18 protein-coding genes are annotated in these 15,578 nt (G+C 59.6%); 5 read left to right on the top strand and 13 right to left on the bottom strand.

Going from position 1 to position 15,578, the window contains the following annotated elements:
• Nucleotides 1-46: 46 nt before the first annotated feature.
• The 3 genes from AB4Z13_RS24090 to AB4Z13_RS24080 all read right to left on the bottom strand — a co-directional run bounded on the left by AB4Z13_RS24090 (nucleotide 47) and on the right by AB4Z13_RS24080 (nucleotide 2,257).
• Nucleotides 47-517 (bottom strand): BA14K family protein, encoded by a 471-nt coding sequence (locus AB4Z13_RS24090; RefSeq protein ID WP_442206970.1) that lies wholly within the window; start codon nucleotides 515-517, stop codon nucleotides 47-49.
• Between the two features lie 145 nt (nucleotides 518-662).
• Complete coding sequence (locus AB4Z13_RS24085; protein WP_007824341.1) at nucleotides 663-878, bottom strand: cold-shock protein; 216 nt, start codon at nucleotides 876-878, stop codon at nucleotides 663-665.
• Nucleotides 879-1,366: 488 nt separating this feature from the next.
• Nucleotides 1,367-2,257 (bottom strand): DMT family transporter, encoded by an 891-nt coding sequence (locus AB4Z13_RS24080; RefSeq protein ID WP_439016035.1) that lies wholly within the window; start codon nucleotides 2,255-2,257, stop codon nucleotides 1,367-1,369.
• 110 nt (nucleotides 2,258-2,367) lie between these two features.
• Here AB4Z13_RS24080 and AB4Z13_RS24075 point away from each other — a divergent pair, with 110 nt between their 5' ends.
• Nucleotides 2,368-2,931 (top strand): DUF1176 domain-containing protein, encoded by a 564-nt coding sequence (locus tag AB4Z13_RS24075; RefSeq protein WP_442206969.1) that lies wholly within the window; start codon nucleotides 2,368-2,370, stop codon nucleotides 2,929-2,931.
• Complete coding sequence (locus AB4Z13_RS24070; protein ID WP_442206968.1) at nucleotides 2,904-3,353, top strand: hypothetical protein; 450 nt, start codon at nucleotides 2,904-2,906, stop codon at nucleotides 3,351-3,353. The genes AB4Z13_RS24075 and AB4Z13_RS24070 overlap by 28 nt, the downstream gene beginning before the upstream one ends.
• On the opposite strand, the gene AB4Z13_RS24065 is transcribed toward AB4Z13_RS24070, so the two are convergent.
• From AB4Z13_RS24065 to AB4Z13_RS24055, 3 genes are all read right to left on the bottom strand, one after another.
• Complete coding sequence (locus tag AB4Z13_RS24065) at nucleotides 3,350-4,504, bottom strand: PQQ-dependent sugar dehydrogenase (RefSeq protein WP_442207054.1); 1,155 nt, start codon at nucleotides 4,502-4,504, stop codon at nucleotides 3,350-3,352. The genes AB4Z13_RS24070 and AB4Z13_RS24065 overlap by 4 nt on opposite strands.
• 110 nt (nucleotides 4,505-4,614) lie before the next feature.
• Nucleotides 4,615-4,950 (bottom strand): sortase, encoded by a 336-nt coding sequence (locus AB4Z13_RS24060; RefSeq protein WP_442206967.1) that lies wholly within the window; start codon nucleotides 4,948-4,950, stop codon nucleotides 4,615-4,617.
• A complete protein-coding gene (locus AB4Z13_RS24055; protein WP_442206966.1) occupies nucleotides 4,940-5,239 on the bottom strand; it encodes a hypothetical protein in 300 nt (99 codons plus the stop codon). Before AB4Z13_RS24055 ends, AB4Z13_RS24060 begins: the two co-directional genes overlap by 11 nt.
• 385 nt (nucleotides 5,240-5,624) lie before the next feature.
• Between AB4Z13_RS24055 and AB4Z13_RS24050 the strand changes: the two genes are divergently transcribed.
• Nucleotides 5,625-6,827: a pyridoxal phosphate-dependent aminotransferase gene (locus AB4Z13_RS24050; protein ID WP_113322081.1), complete on the top strand. Its 1,203-nt coding sequence runs from the start codon at nucleotides 5,625-5,627 to the stop codon at nucleotides 6,825-6,827.
• A 126-nt stretch (nucleotides 6,828-6,953) separates the two neighbouring features.
• Here the strand turns inward: AB4Z13_RS24050 and AB4Z13_RS24045 are convergent, their stop codons facing one another.
• Nucleotides 6,954-8,048 (bottom strand): calcium:proton antiporter, encoded by a 1,095-nt coding sequence (locus tag AB4Z13_RS24045; protein WP_113322082.1) that lies wholly within the window; start codon nucleotides 8,046-8,048, stop codon nucleotides 6,954-6,956.
• Nucleotides 8,049-8,287: 239 nt separating this feature from the next.
• Between AB4Z13_RS24045 and AB4Z13_RS24040 the strand changes: the two genes are divergently transcribed.
• Nucleotides 8,288-8,569: a DUF2188 domain-containing protein gene (locus AB4Z13_RS24040; RefSeq protein ID WP_007824317.1), complete on the top strand. Its 282-nt coding sequence runs from the start codon at nucleotides 8,288-8,290 to the stop codon at nucleotides 8,567-8,569.
• A 34-nt stretch (nucleotides 8,570-8,603) separates the two neighbouring features.
• On the opposite strand, the gene AB4Z13_RS24035 is transcribed toward AB4Z13_RS24040, so the two are convergent.
• Complete coding sequence (locus AB4Z13_RS24035) at nucleotides 8,604-9,512, bottom strand: LysR family transcriptional regulator (protein WP_442206965.1); 909 nt, start codon at nucleotides 9,510-9,512, stop codon at nucleotides 8,604-8,606.
• Between the two features lie 89 nt (nucleotides 9,513-9,601).
• Here AB4Z13_RS24035 and AB4Z13_RS24030 point away from each other — a divergent pair, with 89 nt between their 5' ends.
• A complete protein-coding gene (locus tag AB4Z13_RS24030; RefSeq protein WP_442206964.1) occupies nucleotides 9,602-10,627 on the top strand; it encodes an NAD-dependent epimerase/dehydratase family protein in 1,026 nt (341 codons plus the stop codon).
• Here the strand turns inward: AB4Z13_RS24030 and AB4Z13_RS24025 are convergent.
• From AB4Z13_RS24025 to AB4Z13_RS24005, 5 genes are all read right to left on the bottom strand, one after another.
• Nucleotides 10,624-11,421 carry an aminoglycoside phosphotransferase family protein gene (locus tag AB4Z13_RS24025; protein ID WP_113325119.1) on the bottom strand — a complete coding sequence of 266 codons (798 nt, stop codon included), beginning with the start codon at nucleotides 11,419-11,421 and terminating at the stop codon, nucleotides 10,624-10,626. The two genes, AB4Z13_RS24030 and AB4Z13_RS24025, sit on opposite strands and share 4 nt — an antisense overlap.
• 73 nt (nucleotides 11,422-11,494) lie before the next feature.
• Nucleotides 11,495-12,619 (bottom strand): alkene reductase, encoded by a 1,125-nt coding sequence (locus AB4Z13_RS24020; protein ID WP_113325118.1) that lies wholly within the window; start codon nucleotides 12,617-12,619, stop codon nucleotides 11,495-11,497.
• Between the two features lie 24 nt (nucleotides 12,620-12,643).
• Nucleotides 12,644-13,810 carry an MFS transporter gene (locus AB4Z13_RS24015; protein WP_113325117.1) on the bottom strand — a complete coding sequence of 389 codons (1,167 nt, stop codon included), beginning with the start codon at nucleotides 13,808-13,810 and terminating at the stop codon, nucleotides 12,644-12,646.
• 2 nt (nucleotides 13,811-13,812) lie between these two features.
• Nucleotides 13,813-14,106: an ArsR/SmtB family transcription factor gene (locus tag AB4Z13_RS24010; protein WP_113325116.1), complete on the bottom strand. Its 294-nt coding sequence runs from the start codon at nucleotides 14,104-14,106 to the stop codon at nucleotides 13,813-13,815.
• 557 nt (nucleotides 14,107-14,663) lie between these two features.
• The gene (locus tag AB4Z13_RS24005) at nucleotides 14,664-15,560 is read right to left on the bottom strand and encodes a LysR family transcriptional regulator VtlR (protein ID WP_112543602.1); all 897 of its coding nucleotides are present in this window, start codon (nucleotides 15,558-15,560) and stop codon (nucleotides 14,664-14,666) included.
• Nucleotides 15,561-15,578 lie beyond the last annotated feature (18 nt).

Raw genomic sequence — 15,578 nt, 5'->3', positions numbered from 1 at the left:
AGCGCCGCACTGTGGCGGCGCTTTTCGTCAGAATATCTTCAGCCTATCAGCTTGCGACGCAGAAGTGTTCGCGACCGTCATTGCCGACATAGGTGCCGCTCTGCGGATCGAAGCTGCGGTAGCGATAAGAGCAATAGCGCTGCCATTGAGCACTCCAGGGTTCCATGGCGCTGACTGGGCGACCATAGACGGGGCGGCCGTAGGCCGGCTCGGAATAGACCGGTTCGGAGTAGACCGGACGCGCGCGGTAAACCGGCGGCGGAGCATATTCCGGCTCATAGACCGGCGGGTCGATGTAGCGGCGCTCTTCATAGACCGGGCCATTATTGGCATTGGCGATGGCAGAGCCGACGATCAGGCCAGTGGCAAGGCCGACAGCACCACCGACCAGCGCATCGTTGCCGTGGTCGTGGCCATGACGCCAGTAGCGATCGCCTGCAGAGGCTTCGCCGATGGCCGAGAGCGTGAAGGCGGCAGCGGTTGCGGTCAGAAGAATGGTCTTTGCAAGCCTGTTCATGGCGTAAAATCCCGGTATCGGGAACCGGAAGCGGTCCCTTCTCAATGGTTCTGAAACTAGCGGCGTCATGCTGAACGAAGGCTGAACGACAAAACCCGGCATCCGCTGCCGGGCTTCAACTCGAATTCCACGCCTATGCGAGGGTTCAGCCTGAAATCTGCAGATTGACGGCCTTCGGGCCCTTGCCGCGGCGATCCGGCTCCGTGTCGAAGCTTACTTTCTGGTTTTCCGTCAGACCGGCCAGACCGGAAGCCTGAACGGCAGAAATGTGAACGAAGATATCGGCGCCACCTTTGTCCGGCTTGATAAAGCCGAAGCCCTTGTCGGTATTGAAGAATTTTACAGTGCCAGTCTCGGCCATGCCTCAGGTCCTTTTGTCTCCGCCCGCCATCCACACGGGCAGCATTACGCTATTGCCTTCTTGCGAAGACGCTGGCAGGCAATCTTGAAATGTGAGAAAAAGGTCCCCTCTACCTCCGCCGGTTCCAGACAGGACTTAACGCCTGCTGTTTTTTGGGACCGGCTGACCGGAATATTAGCGTTTCCGGCTCGCAAATTCTTAAGGACTTCCCATGCTCGCAAAATGCCCGAACGCGCGAAGAGTGCTGCGTTTGAAGGATTTTGGCAAGCAAAAGTTTTTTAACGTGTCCCTAAGAACACACCCGCAAAAATGACCTGTTTTCGCAAAAACGCAAAAAATCCTCCGTCGGGAGCAAATGATTAACGTTTTATATCGTCTGCAATATAAGTTCCGGGCAGATTTTACCAAAAATGCAACGCTAGCGCGTCTTAACACCTGCTTAAAAAAAATTTCAATTGGCACTAAACGCCCCACAAATGGACGCGTGTTCAGGCCGTTTGCGAGCGTCGACGGGTCATTTCGGGCACGAGCTCGACTACAAGCATAGCGATAAACATCAGCGCACAACCGACATAGCCGAGCGGCGGCATGCTCTCGCCCAAAAGAAGTGCGGCGAGCGAGGCGCCGAACAGTGCTTCGGCGGAGAGGAAGATCGCCGCCTGTGACGGCGTGGTGTAGCGCTGGGCGACGACCTGCAGCACGAAGGCGACGCCCGAGGAGAAGATGCCGACATAGAGGATTTCGGGTGCTGCCGCGCGGATATCTGACAGGCTGATCGGTTCGAAAATGGCCGCGATGATGAGCGCGCAGACTGCCGTGACCGCAAACTGGGCGCTGGACAGGGCAAGTGGCCGACCCGTTTCCCCAACCGTCGTTCCGGCAAGCGTGATCTGGACCGACCAGAAGATGGCACAGACGACGGTCAGCAGGTCGCCGATCGTAAGGGCCGAGAGTTGGCCGCCGGAGAGCAGGTAAATGCCTGACACGGCCATGATGGCGCCTGGCCAGATGATCCAGTGCGGCGAGCGGCGCAGGAAGAAGACGGCAATCAGCGGCACGAAGATCACATAGAGGCCGGTGATGAAGCTGGAATTGGTGACGGTCGTCGTCTGCAGGCCGACCTGCTGTGTCGACGCGCCGCCGAAGAGCGCCAGTCCGATCAAAAGATAGAGACCGAGATGTCTGCGGCTGGTTGCGATCTTTGCCCTGCGGGCTTCGAAGAGCGTGAACGGCAGGGTGGCAAGTGCAGCGATGGCGAAGCGCAGGCCGATGAACCAGAAGGGACCGATCGCCTTCATTGCCGTCGACTGGGCGACGAAGCCTCCGCCCCAGATGGCGGCTGCAAGCAATAGAAGGAGGTTCGCCTGAATGCGCGTCATTTTCACCCTCGATGTTGGGGAAGCGTCTGGGAGCTATGCTCAGCGGGTTAGCAGTTGCATTTCTTTTCGGCAAGGATGAGGATTCCCCATATGGTTCGGAGGACATGCAGATGAGGGGGCAACTGATTGCCGTCGCGACAGCAGTCGTTCTGGCGGGGCTTGAGAGCGCTTCAGCCGAGGCTTCCTCGTCCGTCCGTCTGATTTCGCTCTTTGCCGATCTGCCGGAGTCCGTGCGGGCGGATATCGAGCCTGATGATGGCAACTGCCATATCGAAGAGCGGCGCCTTGCCTATGGCGACGCCTTCGAAGTCACTCAGGAGAAGGGGATGAGGCTGATCATCGTGCCCTGCGGCCCGGCCGGTGCCTACAACATGCCTTCCGCGATCTATGGCGGTCAGGGCAGCCAGATTTCTCGAACGGTCTTTCCGCTGAAGTTTTCAGAAACGACAGGCGATACGGGTTTCAACATCCGCTACGATGCGATGGAGAGGCGTTTCACTTCCTTCGTGAAGGGGCGTGGCATGGGCGATTGCGGCAGCTATTATGCGTGGCGCGTCGCAGAGCCTGAGAACACGGATTTCCTTGTTCTCGAGGAAGTGCGCATCAAGGAAGGGTGCGATGCAAGGGCCGATGGCGGTCCGGCAACATGGCCGCTCGTGTGGAAGCGCCAATGACGGCAGGATATTCCGGCACGCCGCTCGCAAGGAAGCTGGGGCTCAAACCGGGACAGACGGCCTTGCTCATCAATGTTCCCGATGGGTTGGCCGAGATCAGCCGGTTCGAGGGTTTCGCTACGGTCGAACGAGTCTTTCCAAAGGCCCCCGATCGGCAATTCGATTATATCCACGTCTTCGAAACACATCGTGTGGCGTTGGAAGAGATGGCGGCGGCGTTATTCCGTGTGATCAGGCCCGATGGCATGGTCTGGATATCCTGGCCGAAGAAGAGCTCGAAGGTGGCGACCAGCATCACGGAGGACGCGTTGCGCGAGATTTTGCTGCCGACAGGCCTCGTCGACGTCAAGGTCTGCGCCGTCAACGAAACATGGTCAGGGCTGAAATTCATGATCCGCAAGGAATTGCGGAACTCGCTTTAGCCGGCACGGTCTGGGGCGCGGGAAACCCGAAGCAATTCGCCGTCATTCTCATCGGTCACCATCAGCAATGCCCCATCGGGGGCCACGATCACATCGCGGATGCGGCCGTAATCGCCTTCGAACATGCGCTCCTCGGCGGTGAAGGCGCCGCTCGCATCCCGCTGCATGCGCGACAGCAACTGGAACTTCAGGGCGGCGACGATGAAATTGCCGTTCCATTCCGGAAACATCTTGCCGCGATAGACCACGAGAGCGCCCGGGGCGATCGACGGATCCCAATAGTGCAGGGGCTGCTCCAGGCCCTCCTTGGCGGTGCCTTCGCCGATCTTGGCGCCGGAATAGTCGCGGCCATAGGTGATGATGGGCCAGCCGTAATTCTTGCCGGGTTCGGGATTGTTGATCTCGTCGCCGCCGCGTGCGCCATGCTCGACGGTGTAGAGCTTGCCGTCGGCACTGTCGAAGGTGATGCCCTGCGGATTGCGATGGCCCTTGGACCAGATCTCTGGCAGGGCTTTGCTGCTATTCTTGAAGGGATTGTCGGCGGGAATGCTGCCATCGGCGTTGAGATGGACAATGGAGCCGGCGTCATCCTTCCAGTCCTGCGAGCGGTTGCGGTCACCGCGATCGCCGACGCTGATGAACAGTGAGCCGTCGGGGGCGATCGCGATGCGTGAGCCGTACTGGATGTTCCCGCGGGTAAAGTGCCGCATGGTGAAAATGGGCGTGACGTTTTTGAGGCTCTTTTCATCTGAGGATAGTGTGGCGCTGAAAGCCTCGGTGCCGGAGCCTCGGTCGCTGGCAGTTGCGGCGGTCAGGTAGAGCTTTCGGCTGGTGGCGAAATCCGGGGCAAGCGCGACATCCATCAAGCCGCCCTGGCCGCGGGCGCTCACCTTTGGCACGCCATCGATCGGATCGGAAACCTTGCCGTCGCGGATGATGCGCAGCCGCCCCGGCCGCTCCGTGACGATATAGCCGCCATCAGGCAGGACCTCGACTGCCCAGGGGTGCTCCAGCCCTTCGGCGAGTTTCTCGACACGAACCGAAACTTCCTGCGTCCTGACGATGTCCCCGATCTGGGCAAGAGCTGGACTTGCAAAAGCAGCGGCTCCTGCCAGCAGCGCGGCGAAACGGAAAGTCGAAATGGCGTCCATCATAATCCCCCGTCGTCAGTTTAAGGGGAAGGTGGCGCGGGGCATGGTGCGCTTCAACCGTAGTCGGCGCTCCATAACGGTTTTGTGTTCTCGGATTGAATGAGAGCAGGTCAGTTGATTACGCGGGGAGGGAAACGGGTATCGAAATCGGCCTGTTGCAATTCCGCGCTCATTATCCGCTGTGTGATGTAGTAGCCGGTGCGCTTTGCTTCAGCTTTCAGGAAAAGTCCGCAGCCGATCAGCGCCATGCCGTAGAAGGTAAGGCAAACGATACCGACGGCGACCAGTTTCTCGACGATCGAAAGCCCGGGAAGACGGGGTCTTGGCGGTGCAGGCGGTGCCTCGTGGGCAGACGCGGCGGCCATTGCCAGCTCCATGTAGGTCGGCAGCGGCTCGAACGTGTCCGCTTCCTCGGTCCAGCTGGAACGCTGCGGCTTAGCGGGCATCGCGCCCGCCTCCCCAGATGACAAGGCCCTTAATGCGACGCAGCCAGATGGCGAGCCCGTTTGCGGCGACCAACGCGGCGAAAAGCACTGCTACGCCATCGGCAATCTTCTGGTCGGCATAGGAAGCGTGGAGCGAACTGGAAGCCATGGCCGGTCCTGCTTCGGCGACTGAAAAGAGGCCGAACGCCGCGACGACACAGCTTGCAAACGCGATGACCGCCACCATCAGCGACAGAGAAACCCGGCTTGCGCGCAGACGTCCCGCTGCGTGCTCGTCTTCCAGAAACATGGCATACCCTCAATAACCAATGTCGGATGGTGATAGAGTAGCGGTTTGATCTCGGCGCTCTCACGACCGAATTGCGGCATGCCGCGGCATTTGTTGCGGCTTATTCGTGGCAAATGGTAAACGGGCGATAACCTTGATTTTAAGGAATAAAACAGGGCCGACTTCAGAAACTGATTCAACTTCCTGTGAGCCTGGATCCACCCCTTGCGGCGTCTCTTCGAACCTCGGTTCAAAATTCCAGAGGCAGGTGCGGCAATCGATCAATAAGAATCATTGCCGCCATCACGCCTTTGCGCTTGAAATGATGTCACACATTGGACATAGAGCTTAGCGCAGAACTCCGGTCCCGGCCTTCTGCCCGTTTCAACCTTGTAGGACCGATATCATGGCTTTCCTTGCCGATGCCCTTTCCCGCGTGAAGCCTTCAGCCACCATCGCCGTTTCTCAGAAAGCGCGCGAGCTGAAAGCCAAAGGACGCGACGTCATCGGCCTCGGCGCAGGCGAGCCCGATTTCGATACGCCGGAGAATATCAAGAAAGCCGCCATCGACGCGATCAATCGCGGCGAGACGAAATACACGCCGGTGTCCGGTATCCCCGAACTGCGTAAGGCGATTGCCGCCAAATTCAAGCGCGAGAACGGTCTGGAATATTCCTGGGAGCAGACGATCGTCGGCACCGGCGGCAAGCAGATCCTGTTCAACGCCTTCATGGCGACGCTGAACCCCGGCGATGAAGTCGTGATCCCCGCGCCTTACTGGGTGTCCTATCCCGAGATGGTGGCGCTCTGCGGCGGCACACCGATTTTCGTTTCGGCCACCCAGGAGCATAATTTCAAGCTCCAGCCCGCCGATCTCGAAAAGGCGATCACGCCGAAGACCAAGTGGTTCATCTTCAATTCGCCGTCCAACCCGACGGGCGCTGCCTATACGCATGACGAGCTGAAGGCGCTGACAGACGTGCTGATGAAGCATCCGCATGTCTGGGTGCTGACGGACGACATGTACGAGCACCTGACCTATGGTGACTTCAAATTCGTCACGCCCGTCGAAGTCGAGCCGAAGCTCTACGACCGCACGCTGACGATGAACGGCGTCTCCAAGGCCTATGCGATGACCGGTTGGCGTATTGGTTATGCGGCAGGCCCGATCCAGCTGATCAAGGCTATGGACATGATCCAGGGGCAGCAGACATCGGGTGCGACCTCGATCGCCCAGTGGGCGGCTGTCGAAGCGCTGAACGGCACGCAGGACTTCATCCCAGAGAACAAGAAGATCTTCGAAGGCCGCCGTGATCTCGTTGTTTCCATGCTGAACCAGGCCAAGGGCATCGTCTGCCCGGTGCCGGAAGGCGCCTTCTACGTCTATCCGTCCTGCGCCGGGCTCATCGGCAAGACAGCCCCGTCCGGCAAAGTCATCGAGACGGACGAGGATTTCGTTTCCGAACTCCTGGAATCGGAAGGCGTTGCCGTCGTTCACGGCTCGGCCTTTGGCCTCGGCCCGAACTTCCGCATCTCCTATGCGACCTCGGAGGAGCTTCTGGAAGAAGCGTGCCGCCGCATCCAGCGCTTCTGCGGCGCCTGCAAGTAATCATCGGCTATCAGCCGCATTAAAAAAGCCCGCCAGGGATGGCGGGCTTTTTGTTTGTCCTGACCTTCTAATTGAACGCGCTGCGAAAATGATTCCGATTGTCGCGTTAAGCCGCTGATTTCAGATTCAAAGTCCGATCGCCGTCAGCATGATGAAGGTGGCGAAGAGGATGAAATGGGTCATGCCTTCGATGGCATTCGTCTCGCCGTCATTGAGGTTGATGGCGGCGGCAATCAGGGTAATCGCCACCATGACGGTCTGGACCGGCGACATGGCCATGATGAAGGGCTGGCCGGTATAGAGCGCGATCGCTTCCATGACCGGTACCGTGAGGATGACCGTCGAGAGAGACGCGCCCATGGCGATGTTGACGGTTGCCTGCATACGGTTGCGGAGCGCCGCCCTCAAGGCCGTCAAAATTTCCGGTGCGGCGGAGATGGCGGCAACCACGATGGCAGTCACGGCAACAGGAGCGCCGGTATCGCGCAGGCCTTCGCTCATGAAGCCTGACATGAATTCGGCAAGCGCGCCGATGATGACCACGCCGATAAGGATGATGGTGATCGAGGTCGCGACCGATCCCTCTCCGTCATGTTCCTCGGGATGTTCCTTCTGCCGTTCCGAACGCGGATAGCTGTAGGAGAAGAAGTAGCTGTGCTGGCCGACCTGCATGCGCAGGAAAAGGCCGTAGAGCGCGATCATGGCGATGATGGTGAAGCCGGAATAATAGTGCCACTTGTCGCCGGGCACGAATTCCGGAACGATCATCGAGATGCCCATGGCGGTCAGGATCATCACACCATAGGTCTTTCCGGAATTGTCGTTATAGGGCTGCTCGCCATGTTTCAGTCCGCCGAGCAGGGCGGCAAGGCCGAGGATGCCGTTGATATCGAGCATGAGAGCCGAATAGATCGTGTCGCGCACGAGCGTCGGCGACGTTTCCTCGCCGCTCATCATGATGCCAAGGATGATGACTTCGACAGCGACTGCCGAGAGCGTCAGGATCATCGTGCCGTAGGGGTCGCCAACCTTGACGGCCAGCAGTTCCGCGTGATGGGCGACGCGCATGGAGGCGAGCACGATGGTTGCAATCAGCGCGGCGGCGGCGAAAAGCGCCATGCCCCGGCCGGCCTCCGTGACCGAATGTTCCAGCAAGTAGGTGATGACCGCGACAATGACCGCCACGATCAGGAATTTTTCTTCCTTAAGATGCAATGCCATTTCTACCACCAGCGCCGATTTTGATTCCCTCGGGGAATCTAAGCCGGTGATTTTTCTATGCAAGCAGACTCCCCACTGATGAAATTTGCAGTCTGTGACGATTAATGAAATACTGCTTTTCATACGGCAGCCGGAACCCAGATCGCGGCGTCCTGGAAATCTTCTCAAGCGGCCCGCGCTGAACCGGACATGATCCGGGAGCCTACGGATGCGCAACGAGAAGAAGAGGAGACACATGCATGGTCAAGGTGGTCTACGAAGTCGTACCGCATGACGGCGGCTGGGCCTACAAGCTTGGAGACGTCTATTCCGAGGCATTTCCGAGCCACTCCGAAGCGCTCGAAGCAGCCCGTATCGTTGCGGCCGAGCAGCAGGTTGGCGGCGATTCCGCCGAGATCAGCTGGCAGGATGCGCAGGGCAAGTGGCACGAAGAATATGCCGAAGGTGGCGATCGTCCCGAGACCGAGGTCGTGGACGGCTTTACCAAAGGCCGTTCGCCCGAGGTTTCCCCGGAGCCCTGATCCGGTTGATTTTCTGAAATCCTTCAGCGCGTCGTCAGGCGCGCGTTTCCCTGCATGACTTGATATAATTCAGCAGACCCTTGACCAGCGCGTCGAAGGCGACACGGCAGCGGGGCGAGGTCTTGAGGCTTTCGTGCATGGCGACCCATGTGCCGAGCTGGATTTCGAATTCATCTGCCAGAATGTGAACGAGATCGGAATTGGGACGGCCCAGCCCGGTCTGACAGATGCCGATTCCCACACCGGCGCGAATGGCCGTGTAGTGCGCCAGATGATTGCTGGTTCGGAAGGTGGCGGTGAGTTCATCCACGGCCGGGTAGAGCTTTCGCATCATGCGGATATAGGCTGTCTGCCTGTCGAAGCCGATGATGCGATGACCGGCAAGCTCGGCGAGGGTTTGCGGTGTGCCGTGGCGTTCCAAATAGCGGCGATGCGCGTGAAAACCGAGCGGGATATCGCCGATGCGCCGCACCAGAAGTGCATCCTGCTGCGGTTCGGCCATGCGCACAGCAATATCCGCCTCCCGGTTCATGAGATCTTCCAGCGCATCCGATGCCGAAAGCTCCACCTGCAAGCCCGGATAGGCTTCCTGCAGATCGGCGATGATCGGCGGCAGCACTTCGACGCCGATGACCTCGCTGGCGCTGATGCGCACGGTGCCTTCCACTTTGTCGCGCTTGCTGGATGCTGTGCGCAGGAAGGCGGCGGCCGTCGTTGCCAATGTTTCGGCATAGGGCTGGAGGTCGAGCGCCACATCGGTCGGCAGCAGGCCATTCGAAGAGCGGATAAAAAGCTCTGCACCGACAGCCTCCTCGAGCGCGGCGATATGGCGGCCGATTGTCGGCTGCGTCAGGCCGAGCTCACGGGCGGCGGCCGAGAGCGACCCCTGGCGCAGCACGGTGAGGAAGGAGCGATAGAAATCCCAGCTTGGTTCGGTGCCCATATAATTATGTATAGCAGCGGAACTTATTTCGTCAATTTTGTTTATCTCGGGTTGAAGGCATAGTCGTCTCATCGAACAAGGAGACGATCATGAGCAGCGAATATCAGGACAAGAAACTGGCGCTGGTTCTCGGCGCCACCGGCGGCGTCGGCAGTGCGGTCGCCCGCAAGCTGCAGTCACGCGGCTGGAAGGTCAGAGCGCTCAACCGCAACGCCGCGAAAGCATCCGCGAGCGGGCAGGGTTTCGACTGGATACAGGGGGACGCGATGAATCTGGCGGACGTGCGCAAGGCTGCCGAAGGCGCAAGCCTGATCGTGCATGCGGTCAATCCGCCCGGTTATCGCGACTGGGAGAAGCTGGTTCTGCCGATGCTGGATAATACGATTGCCGCAGCTCGTGCCGTCGGCGCCCGCATCGTGCTGCCAGGCACCGTCTACAATTTCGGGCCGGATGCGTTTCCTGTTGTGACGGAGGATAGTCCGCAGCACCCGGTGACGAAGAAGGGCAAGATCCGCGTCGAGATGGAGAAGCGCCTGAAGGCTGCTTCCGAGACCGGCACTGGCGTCATCATCGTCCGCGCCGGCGACTTCTTCGGGCCGGGCGCTACCAGCAATAGCTGGTTCTCCGCTGCTTTTGCCACGCCGGGCAAACCTGTTGGTACGATCAAGAATCCGGCTAGGCCGGGCATCGGTCACCAATGGGCCTATCTGCCCGATGTAGCCGAGACGATGGTGCAGCTCGTCGAGCGTGCCGAGCGCCTTCCGGCTTTCGCCTGCTATCACATGAACGGCTTCTGGGATGGCGATGGCCGGCAAATGGCGGAGGCGGTCCGGCGTGTTGCCGGCGGTGCGGCCAAGATCGGTCGTTTCCCCTGGTTCATCGTGCCGTTGCTCGCTCCCTTCATGACGGTCATGCATGAACTGAAGGAGATGCGCTACCTCTGGAAGGTGACGCTGCGCATGAGGAACGACAAGCTGGTCGCCGAACTCGGAACCGAGCCGCACACGCCGATAGACGAGGCAGTGTGGGCCTCGCTCATTGCACAGGGCTCCCTACCAGAGCCGCATGGAGCAACGACCGCGGCACCTCTCTCTCATGTCGGGAAGGCGGGTTAAGCCAGTTCGGCGAGCGCGATGCGGGCGACAGTCAGAGGCTTTTCTGCCGACACGTGGTCATCATCTTCGAGGAACCAGGCGGCGGAAAGACCGGAATAGGCGGCTATCCATTTCAGCAGGCGGGTCGGCTCGATATTGGCCTCCTTGGAGACGATCGCAAGCTGACGCTTCAGACGAGCGGGGTCCGTTATCGTCGGCAGGTCTTCATTGGCGAAAATATTGGCAAAGTCGAAGCCGCGTTCGCCCCAGAGACGCTTGGGATCGATCGCCAGCCAGCCCCGTTCGCCGAAGTCGAGGATATTGCGGTGGTGAATGTCGCCGTGAAGAATGCTGAACTGCTGTGGCTCGGCCAGCAAAGCGCTCGCCGTTTTCCAGCAGTCGGCAAAGGTGGCGCCATGGGTGAGGGCGGCCGGCTCCAGATCGCGGAACCAGCGCTTTAGCGGTGTGGAGTCATGGAGAGGAGTAGGGCGGGGCGCGTGCAGCTTTGCCGCCGTGCGCACCATGATGCGGCTTGCCTCGTCGTCCTCGCCATTCATTGCCATGTTCAGCAGCGAGCGTTTATCCGTCGCGCGCTCCAGCAGAACTGCATCATCTTCCTGGGCATAGACACGGGCAGCGCCATCGCCGTCCCACCACTTCATCAACAGCGCGCCTTCGCGTTCGCTGCTGTGGGTCGCGACTTTCAGCATGGCCGGCTTGTTTTGCCAGATGACCGGCAGGAGGTGGCTTGAATGGGTGATGATGGGTTCGCCGTCAGCAGTCAGCGACCAGCGTTCGAGATAGGGAGAGAACATCGGCGCAAGCTAGCGGCAATGGCCTGAAATGGAAACCCCGCCGGATGGCGGGATTTCTGTTTGTCCAAGACGATCAGGCGACCTTTTCCAGGGCCGGATAATCGACATAGCCCTTTGCGCTGCCGCCGTAGAAGGTAGACTGGTCCGGCGGGTTGAGTGGCAGGTTCTTTTCCAGCCGTTCGACGAGATCGGGATTGGAGATGAAAGGCTTGCCGAAGGCGACGAGATCGGCCGTGCCGTTTTCGACGGCTTCGATCGCCATATCTCTGATATAGCCATTGTTGACCATCCAGGCAGCCTTGCCACCAGCCTTCTCATAGGCGGCGCGCAGCGCCTTGTAATTGAAAGACGGGTTGTCGCCCTGGCGATAATCGCGGTCGCCGCCGGTCTGGCCTTCTACGACATGGATATAGGTAAGGTCGTACTTGGCGAGACCTTCAACGACATGCGTGAAGAGCGCCTGCGGATTGGAATCGTAGGACTCACCCGACGGCGTGACCGGCGAAATGCGGATTGCGGTACGGCGAGCGCCGATTTCCTTGGTTACGGCCTCGACCACCTGGAAGGTGAACCGCGTGCGGTTTTCGATCGAGCCGCCATATTCGTCGGTGCGGTCGTTGACGCCGTCGCGCATGAACTGGTCGAGCAGATAGCCGTTGGCGCCGTGGATTTCGACACCGTCGAAGCCGGCATCGATCGCAGCGCGGGCAGCCTTGCGATAATCCTCGATGATGCCCGGAATTTCGGAGGCTTCGAGCGCGCGGGGCTCGGACGTATCGGCAAAGGCGCCGCTACCGTCAGCGTTGACCAGATAGGTCTTTGCCTTGGCGATACGGTTGGTCGAGGACACCGGCTTGCCGCCGTTCGGCTGCAGCGTCGTGTGGGAGATGCGACCGACATGCCACATCTGCACGATGATCTTGCCGCCTTCGGCATGAACCGCGTCCGTCACGCGCTTCCAGCCATCAACGGCTTCCTTGCTATAAAGGCCGGGAACGTTGGCATAGCCCTGGCCCTGATGCGTGATGGCGGTCGCTTCCGTGATGATGAGGCCGGCCGTGGCGCGCTGGCGATAATATTCGACGTTGAGGTCGTTCGGGACTGCGCCCGGAGAACGGTTACGCGTGAGCGGCGCCATGACGATATGGTTCTTGAGCGCGATATCGCCGATCTGAGTCGGCTGGAAAAGCTTGGCCATGGAAGGTCCTTTCTGCTTGGGGGATCACTCGGCAGCAGCGGGGGCAGTCTGCGCCCGGCCGGAGAGATAGGTGAGAACAGTGGCGGCAAGGCCGATCAGGGCCATGGCGGCTGCGGCGAGGGGAACGCGATTGAGATCGAGGCCGGCATCGATGACCATGCCGCCGACCCAGGCGCCAAGGGCATTGCCGGTGTTGAAGGCGCCGATATTGATAGTCGAGACCAGGTTCGGGGCCTCCTTGCCGAAACCGACGACGCCGACCTGCAGGGCGGGAACCGCGGCGAAAGTGGCGGCGGCCCACAGGAAGAGGGTAATCTCGGCGGGGATGAAGAAGCGGCTCGTATAGAAGAAGATCGCTGAAGTCAGTGCGATCGCCGCGAAGATGGCGGCAAGGGCTGTGCCGAGGCGCCAGTCGGCGAGCTTGCCGCCGATCAGGTTTCCGACCGTCAGGCCGACGCCGATCAGGAACAGGGTCCAGGTGACGCCTTCCGGCGAGATGCCCGTCACGTCGCGCAGCAGCGGAGCGATGTAGGTGAAGAGCGTGAACATCGAGGCCGAGAAGAAGACGGTAACCGAGAGCGCCATCCAGAGGCGGCCCTTCCGCAAGGCGGCGATCTCACGCAGAATGCTGCTCTGCTCTTCCTGCTTATCCCTGGGCAGGATGGCGATCAGGCCGGCAATGGTGACGATGCCGATGGCGGTAACGACCCAGAAGGTGGAGCGCCAGCCGAAGGCCTGGCCGATGGCGGTGCCGAGCGGCACGCCGAGCACGTTTGCGAGCGTCAGGCCGGTAAACATCAAGGCGACGGCGCGTGCCTTGCGGTCTTCGCTGACGAGATTGGCGGCGACGACCGAGCCGATGCCGAAGAAGGCGCCGTGGCAGAGGGCGGTGACGATGCGTGCCACCATCAGCACCCAATAATTCGGAGCGATGGCGCAGAGCAGGTTGCCGGCAATGAAGAAGGCCATCAGCATGATGAGTGCCGAGCGGCGCTTCAGCTTGGCGGTCGAGACCGCCATGATGGGGGCACCGAGCGCGACGGCCAGCGCATAACCCGTAACCAGCCAGCCGGCCTCAGGGATCGTGACAGAGAGGTCGGCTGCGACTTCGGGCAGAAGGCCCATGATGACGAATTCGGTGGTGCCTATCGCAAATGAGCTCAAGGCAAGAACGAGCAGGGCAAGGGGCATGATTAAAGATCCTGCGTTAGCTGCTGGAGGAAGGCAGCGATCGTTTCTTCGTTACGCTTGTAGAAGATCCACTGGCCGACGCGCTTGCTGGTGACGAGGCCGGCGCGGTGAAGCGTGCCGAGATGGGCGGAAACTGTGGATTGGGAAAGGCCGCAGCGTTCGAACTGGCTGGCGCAGACGCCCATTTCAAACGGGTGTTCCTGCGTCGGGAAGTGCTCTTCCGGATTCTTCAACCAGTTGAGGATGTCCATCCGGGCAGGGTTGGCCAATGCCTTGAGAATCTCGTCTTTGTCCATCGTCGTTCATCGAAGTATAAATCGGATTTTCCCGATATATGGATCGGTGATTTTCGATATGCAAATCACGGAGGCGTGAGCTGACGGTTTTTCCGGCTTGCTTAAGTTTTAAGCAAAAAAAGAGGGCCACCGGAAAACCAGGGCCCTTTTAAGTGTGAAGGTCAAAAACCTCCAGAGGGGAACAGCCAACGCGGTGGCACTGGGAGAGAAGCCACCAAATGCATCAGCTATGAGCGATATGGTGGTTCTTTGTGCAGCTTTCAATACATTTTTGTGCATGTCTGCTATGCACTGCACAAATTTTTCCGCATTGCGGTATCTACCGACAAAAATTCGGGCAAAAAAAGAGGGCCACCGGAAAACCAGGGCCCTTATAAGTGTGAAGGTCAAAAACCTCCAGAGGGGAACAGCTAATGCGGTGGAACTGGGAGGAAAAGCCACCGTGTGCATCAGCTATGTGCGATATGGTGCTTTAATGAGCAAACAACAACCCTTTTTTGTGCATGTCAGTCATGCGTGGGTTGCATGATTTGAAATTCGTTCCATAAAAATGGAAATCAGAAGTTCCAGTTGCGGGCCTTGCTGACGATGAAATCGCGGAAGGCTTTCAGCTTGGCGGCGTTCTTGATCTCGTCCGGATAGCAGAAATAGGTATCGAAGGAGGGGACGTCGGCATTGATTGCCAGCTGGATCAGACCGGGGTCGCGACCGACGATATAATCCGGCAGGCAGGCGATGCCGATGCCGAGCAGGCAGGCCCGCTTGATCGAGGTCTGGCTGTTGATCTGCAGATGCGGAATGCGCTTGTTGTCCGACGAGCGACCGGCGATTTCCAGCCAGTTGACGTCGAGCAGGTAGTTCGGCGCAGGCTCCCCGAAAGTGATGATGCGGTGATTGTCGAGATCCTCGATCGTCTGCGGCTCGCCGTGGCGGTTGATGTAGGAGGGGGCCGCATAGACGTGCATATGCACGGTGAAGAGCTTACGCTGGATGAGGTCCGACTGCTGCGGCTGGCGAAGGCGGATAGCGCAATCGGCATGGCGCATGTTCACATCCACTTCCTCGTTGTCGAGGATGAGCTGGATCTGCACATCGGGATAGAGCTGCAGGAATTCCTGGATCTTGTCGGTCAGCCATCCCTGGCCGAGGCCGACTGTCGTGGTGACGCGCAGCTTGCCGGACGGCGTTTCCGTCGTCTCGGTCAGTTGCATCTTCACGGTTTCGAGCTTCAGCAGCACATCATGGGCGGTGCGGTAAAGCAGTTCGCCCTGTTCGGTCAGGATCAGGCCGCGTGCGTGGCGGTGGAAGAGCTTGGTGCCCACATCCTGCTCGAGCGCGCTGACCTGACGGCTTATGGCCGACTGGGACAGATGCAGCTTGTCAGCCGCATGCGTAAACGATCCGGCTTCGGCAGCTGCGTGGAAAATACGCAGCTTGTCCCAGTCCAATGGCATTCCCCCACCCCTCATGCC

Origin of the sequence: Rhizobium sp. YAF28 (genome assembly GCF_052113285.1) — a bacterium.
GTDB lineage: Bacteria > Pseudomonadota > Alphaproteobacteria > Rhizobiales > Rhizobiaceae > Rhizobium.
The sequence above is the reverse complement of the archived record's forward strand: the minus strand, read 5'-3'. Positions and strand labels throughout refer to the sequence as shown.

Coding starts and splice junctions, on each gene's coding strand:
- AB4Z13_RS24085 (WP_007824341.1), bottom strand. CDS start 878: ATGGCCGAGACTGGCACTGTAAAATTCTTCAATACCGACAAGGGCTTC.
- AB4Z13_RS24080 (WP_439016035.1), bottom strand. CDS start 2,257: ATGACGCGCATTCAGGCGAACCTCCTTCTATTGCTTGCAGCCGCCATC.
- AB4Z13_RS24090 (WP_442206970.1), bottom strand. CDS start 517: ATGAACAGGCTTGCAAAGACCATTCTTCTGACCGCAACCGCTGCCGCC.
- AB4Z13_RS24040 (WP_007824317.1), top strand. CDS start 8,288: ATGGTCAAGGTGGTCTACGAAGTCGTACCGCATGACGGCGGCTGGGCC.
- AB4Z13_RS24020 (WP_113325118.1), bottom strand. CDS start 12,619: ATGGCCAAGCTTTTCCAGCCGACTCAGATCGGCGATATCGCGCTCAAG.
- AB4Z13_RS24060 (WP_442206967.1), bottom strand. CDS start 4,950: ATGCCCGCTAAGCCGCAGCGTTCCAGCTGGACCGAGGAAGCGGACACG.
- AB4Z13_RS24010 (WP_113325116.1), bottom strand. CDS start 14,106: ATGGACAAAGACGAGATTCTCAAGGCATTGGCCAACCCTGCCCGGATG.
- AB4Z13_RS24055 (WP_442206966.1), bottom strand. CDS start 5,239: ATGTTTCTGGAAGACGAGCACGCAGCGGGACGTCTGCGCGCAAGCCGG.
- AB4Z13_RS24075 (WP_442206969.1), top strand. CDS start 2,368: ATGAGGGGGCAACTGATTGCCGTCGCGACAGCAGTCGTTCTGGCGGGG.
- AB4Z13_RS24045 (WP_113322082.1), bottom strand. CDS start 8,048: ATGGCATTGCATCTTAAGGAAGAAAAATTCCTGATCGTGGCGGTCATT.
- AB4Z13_RS24015 (WP_113325117.1), bottom strand. CDS start 13,810: ATGCCCCTTGCCCTGCTCGTTCTTGCCTTGAGCTCATTTGCGATAGGC.
- AB4Z13_RS24050 (WP_113322081.1), top strand. CDS start 5,625: ATGGCTTTCCTTGCCGATGCCCTTTCCCGCGTGAAGCCTTCAGCCACC.
- AB4Z13_RS24030 (WP_442206964.1), top strand. CDS start 9,602: ATGAGCAGCGAATATCAGGACAAGAAACTGGCGCTGGTTCTCGGCGCC.
- AB4Z13_RS24070 (WP_442206968.1), top strand. CDS start 2,904: ATGGCCGCTCGTGTGGAAGCGCCAATGACGGCAGGATATTCCGGCACG.
- AB4Z13_RS24005 (WP_112543602.1), bottom strand. CDS start 15,560: ATGCCATTGGACTGGGACAAGCTGCGTATTTTCCACGCAGCTGCCGAA.
- AB4Z13_RS24065 (WP_442207054.1), bottom strand. CDS start 4,504: ATGGACGCCATTTCGACTTTCCGTTTCGCCGCGCTGCTGGCAGGAGCC.
- AB4Z13_RS24035 (WP_442206965.1), bottom strand. CDS start 9,512: ATGGGCACCGAACCAAGCTGGGATTTCTATCGCTCCTTCCTCACCGTG.
- AB4Z13_RS24025 (WP_113325119.1), bottom strand. CDS start 11,421: ATGTTCTCTCCCTATCTCGAACGCTGGTCGCTGACTGCTGACGGCGAA.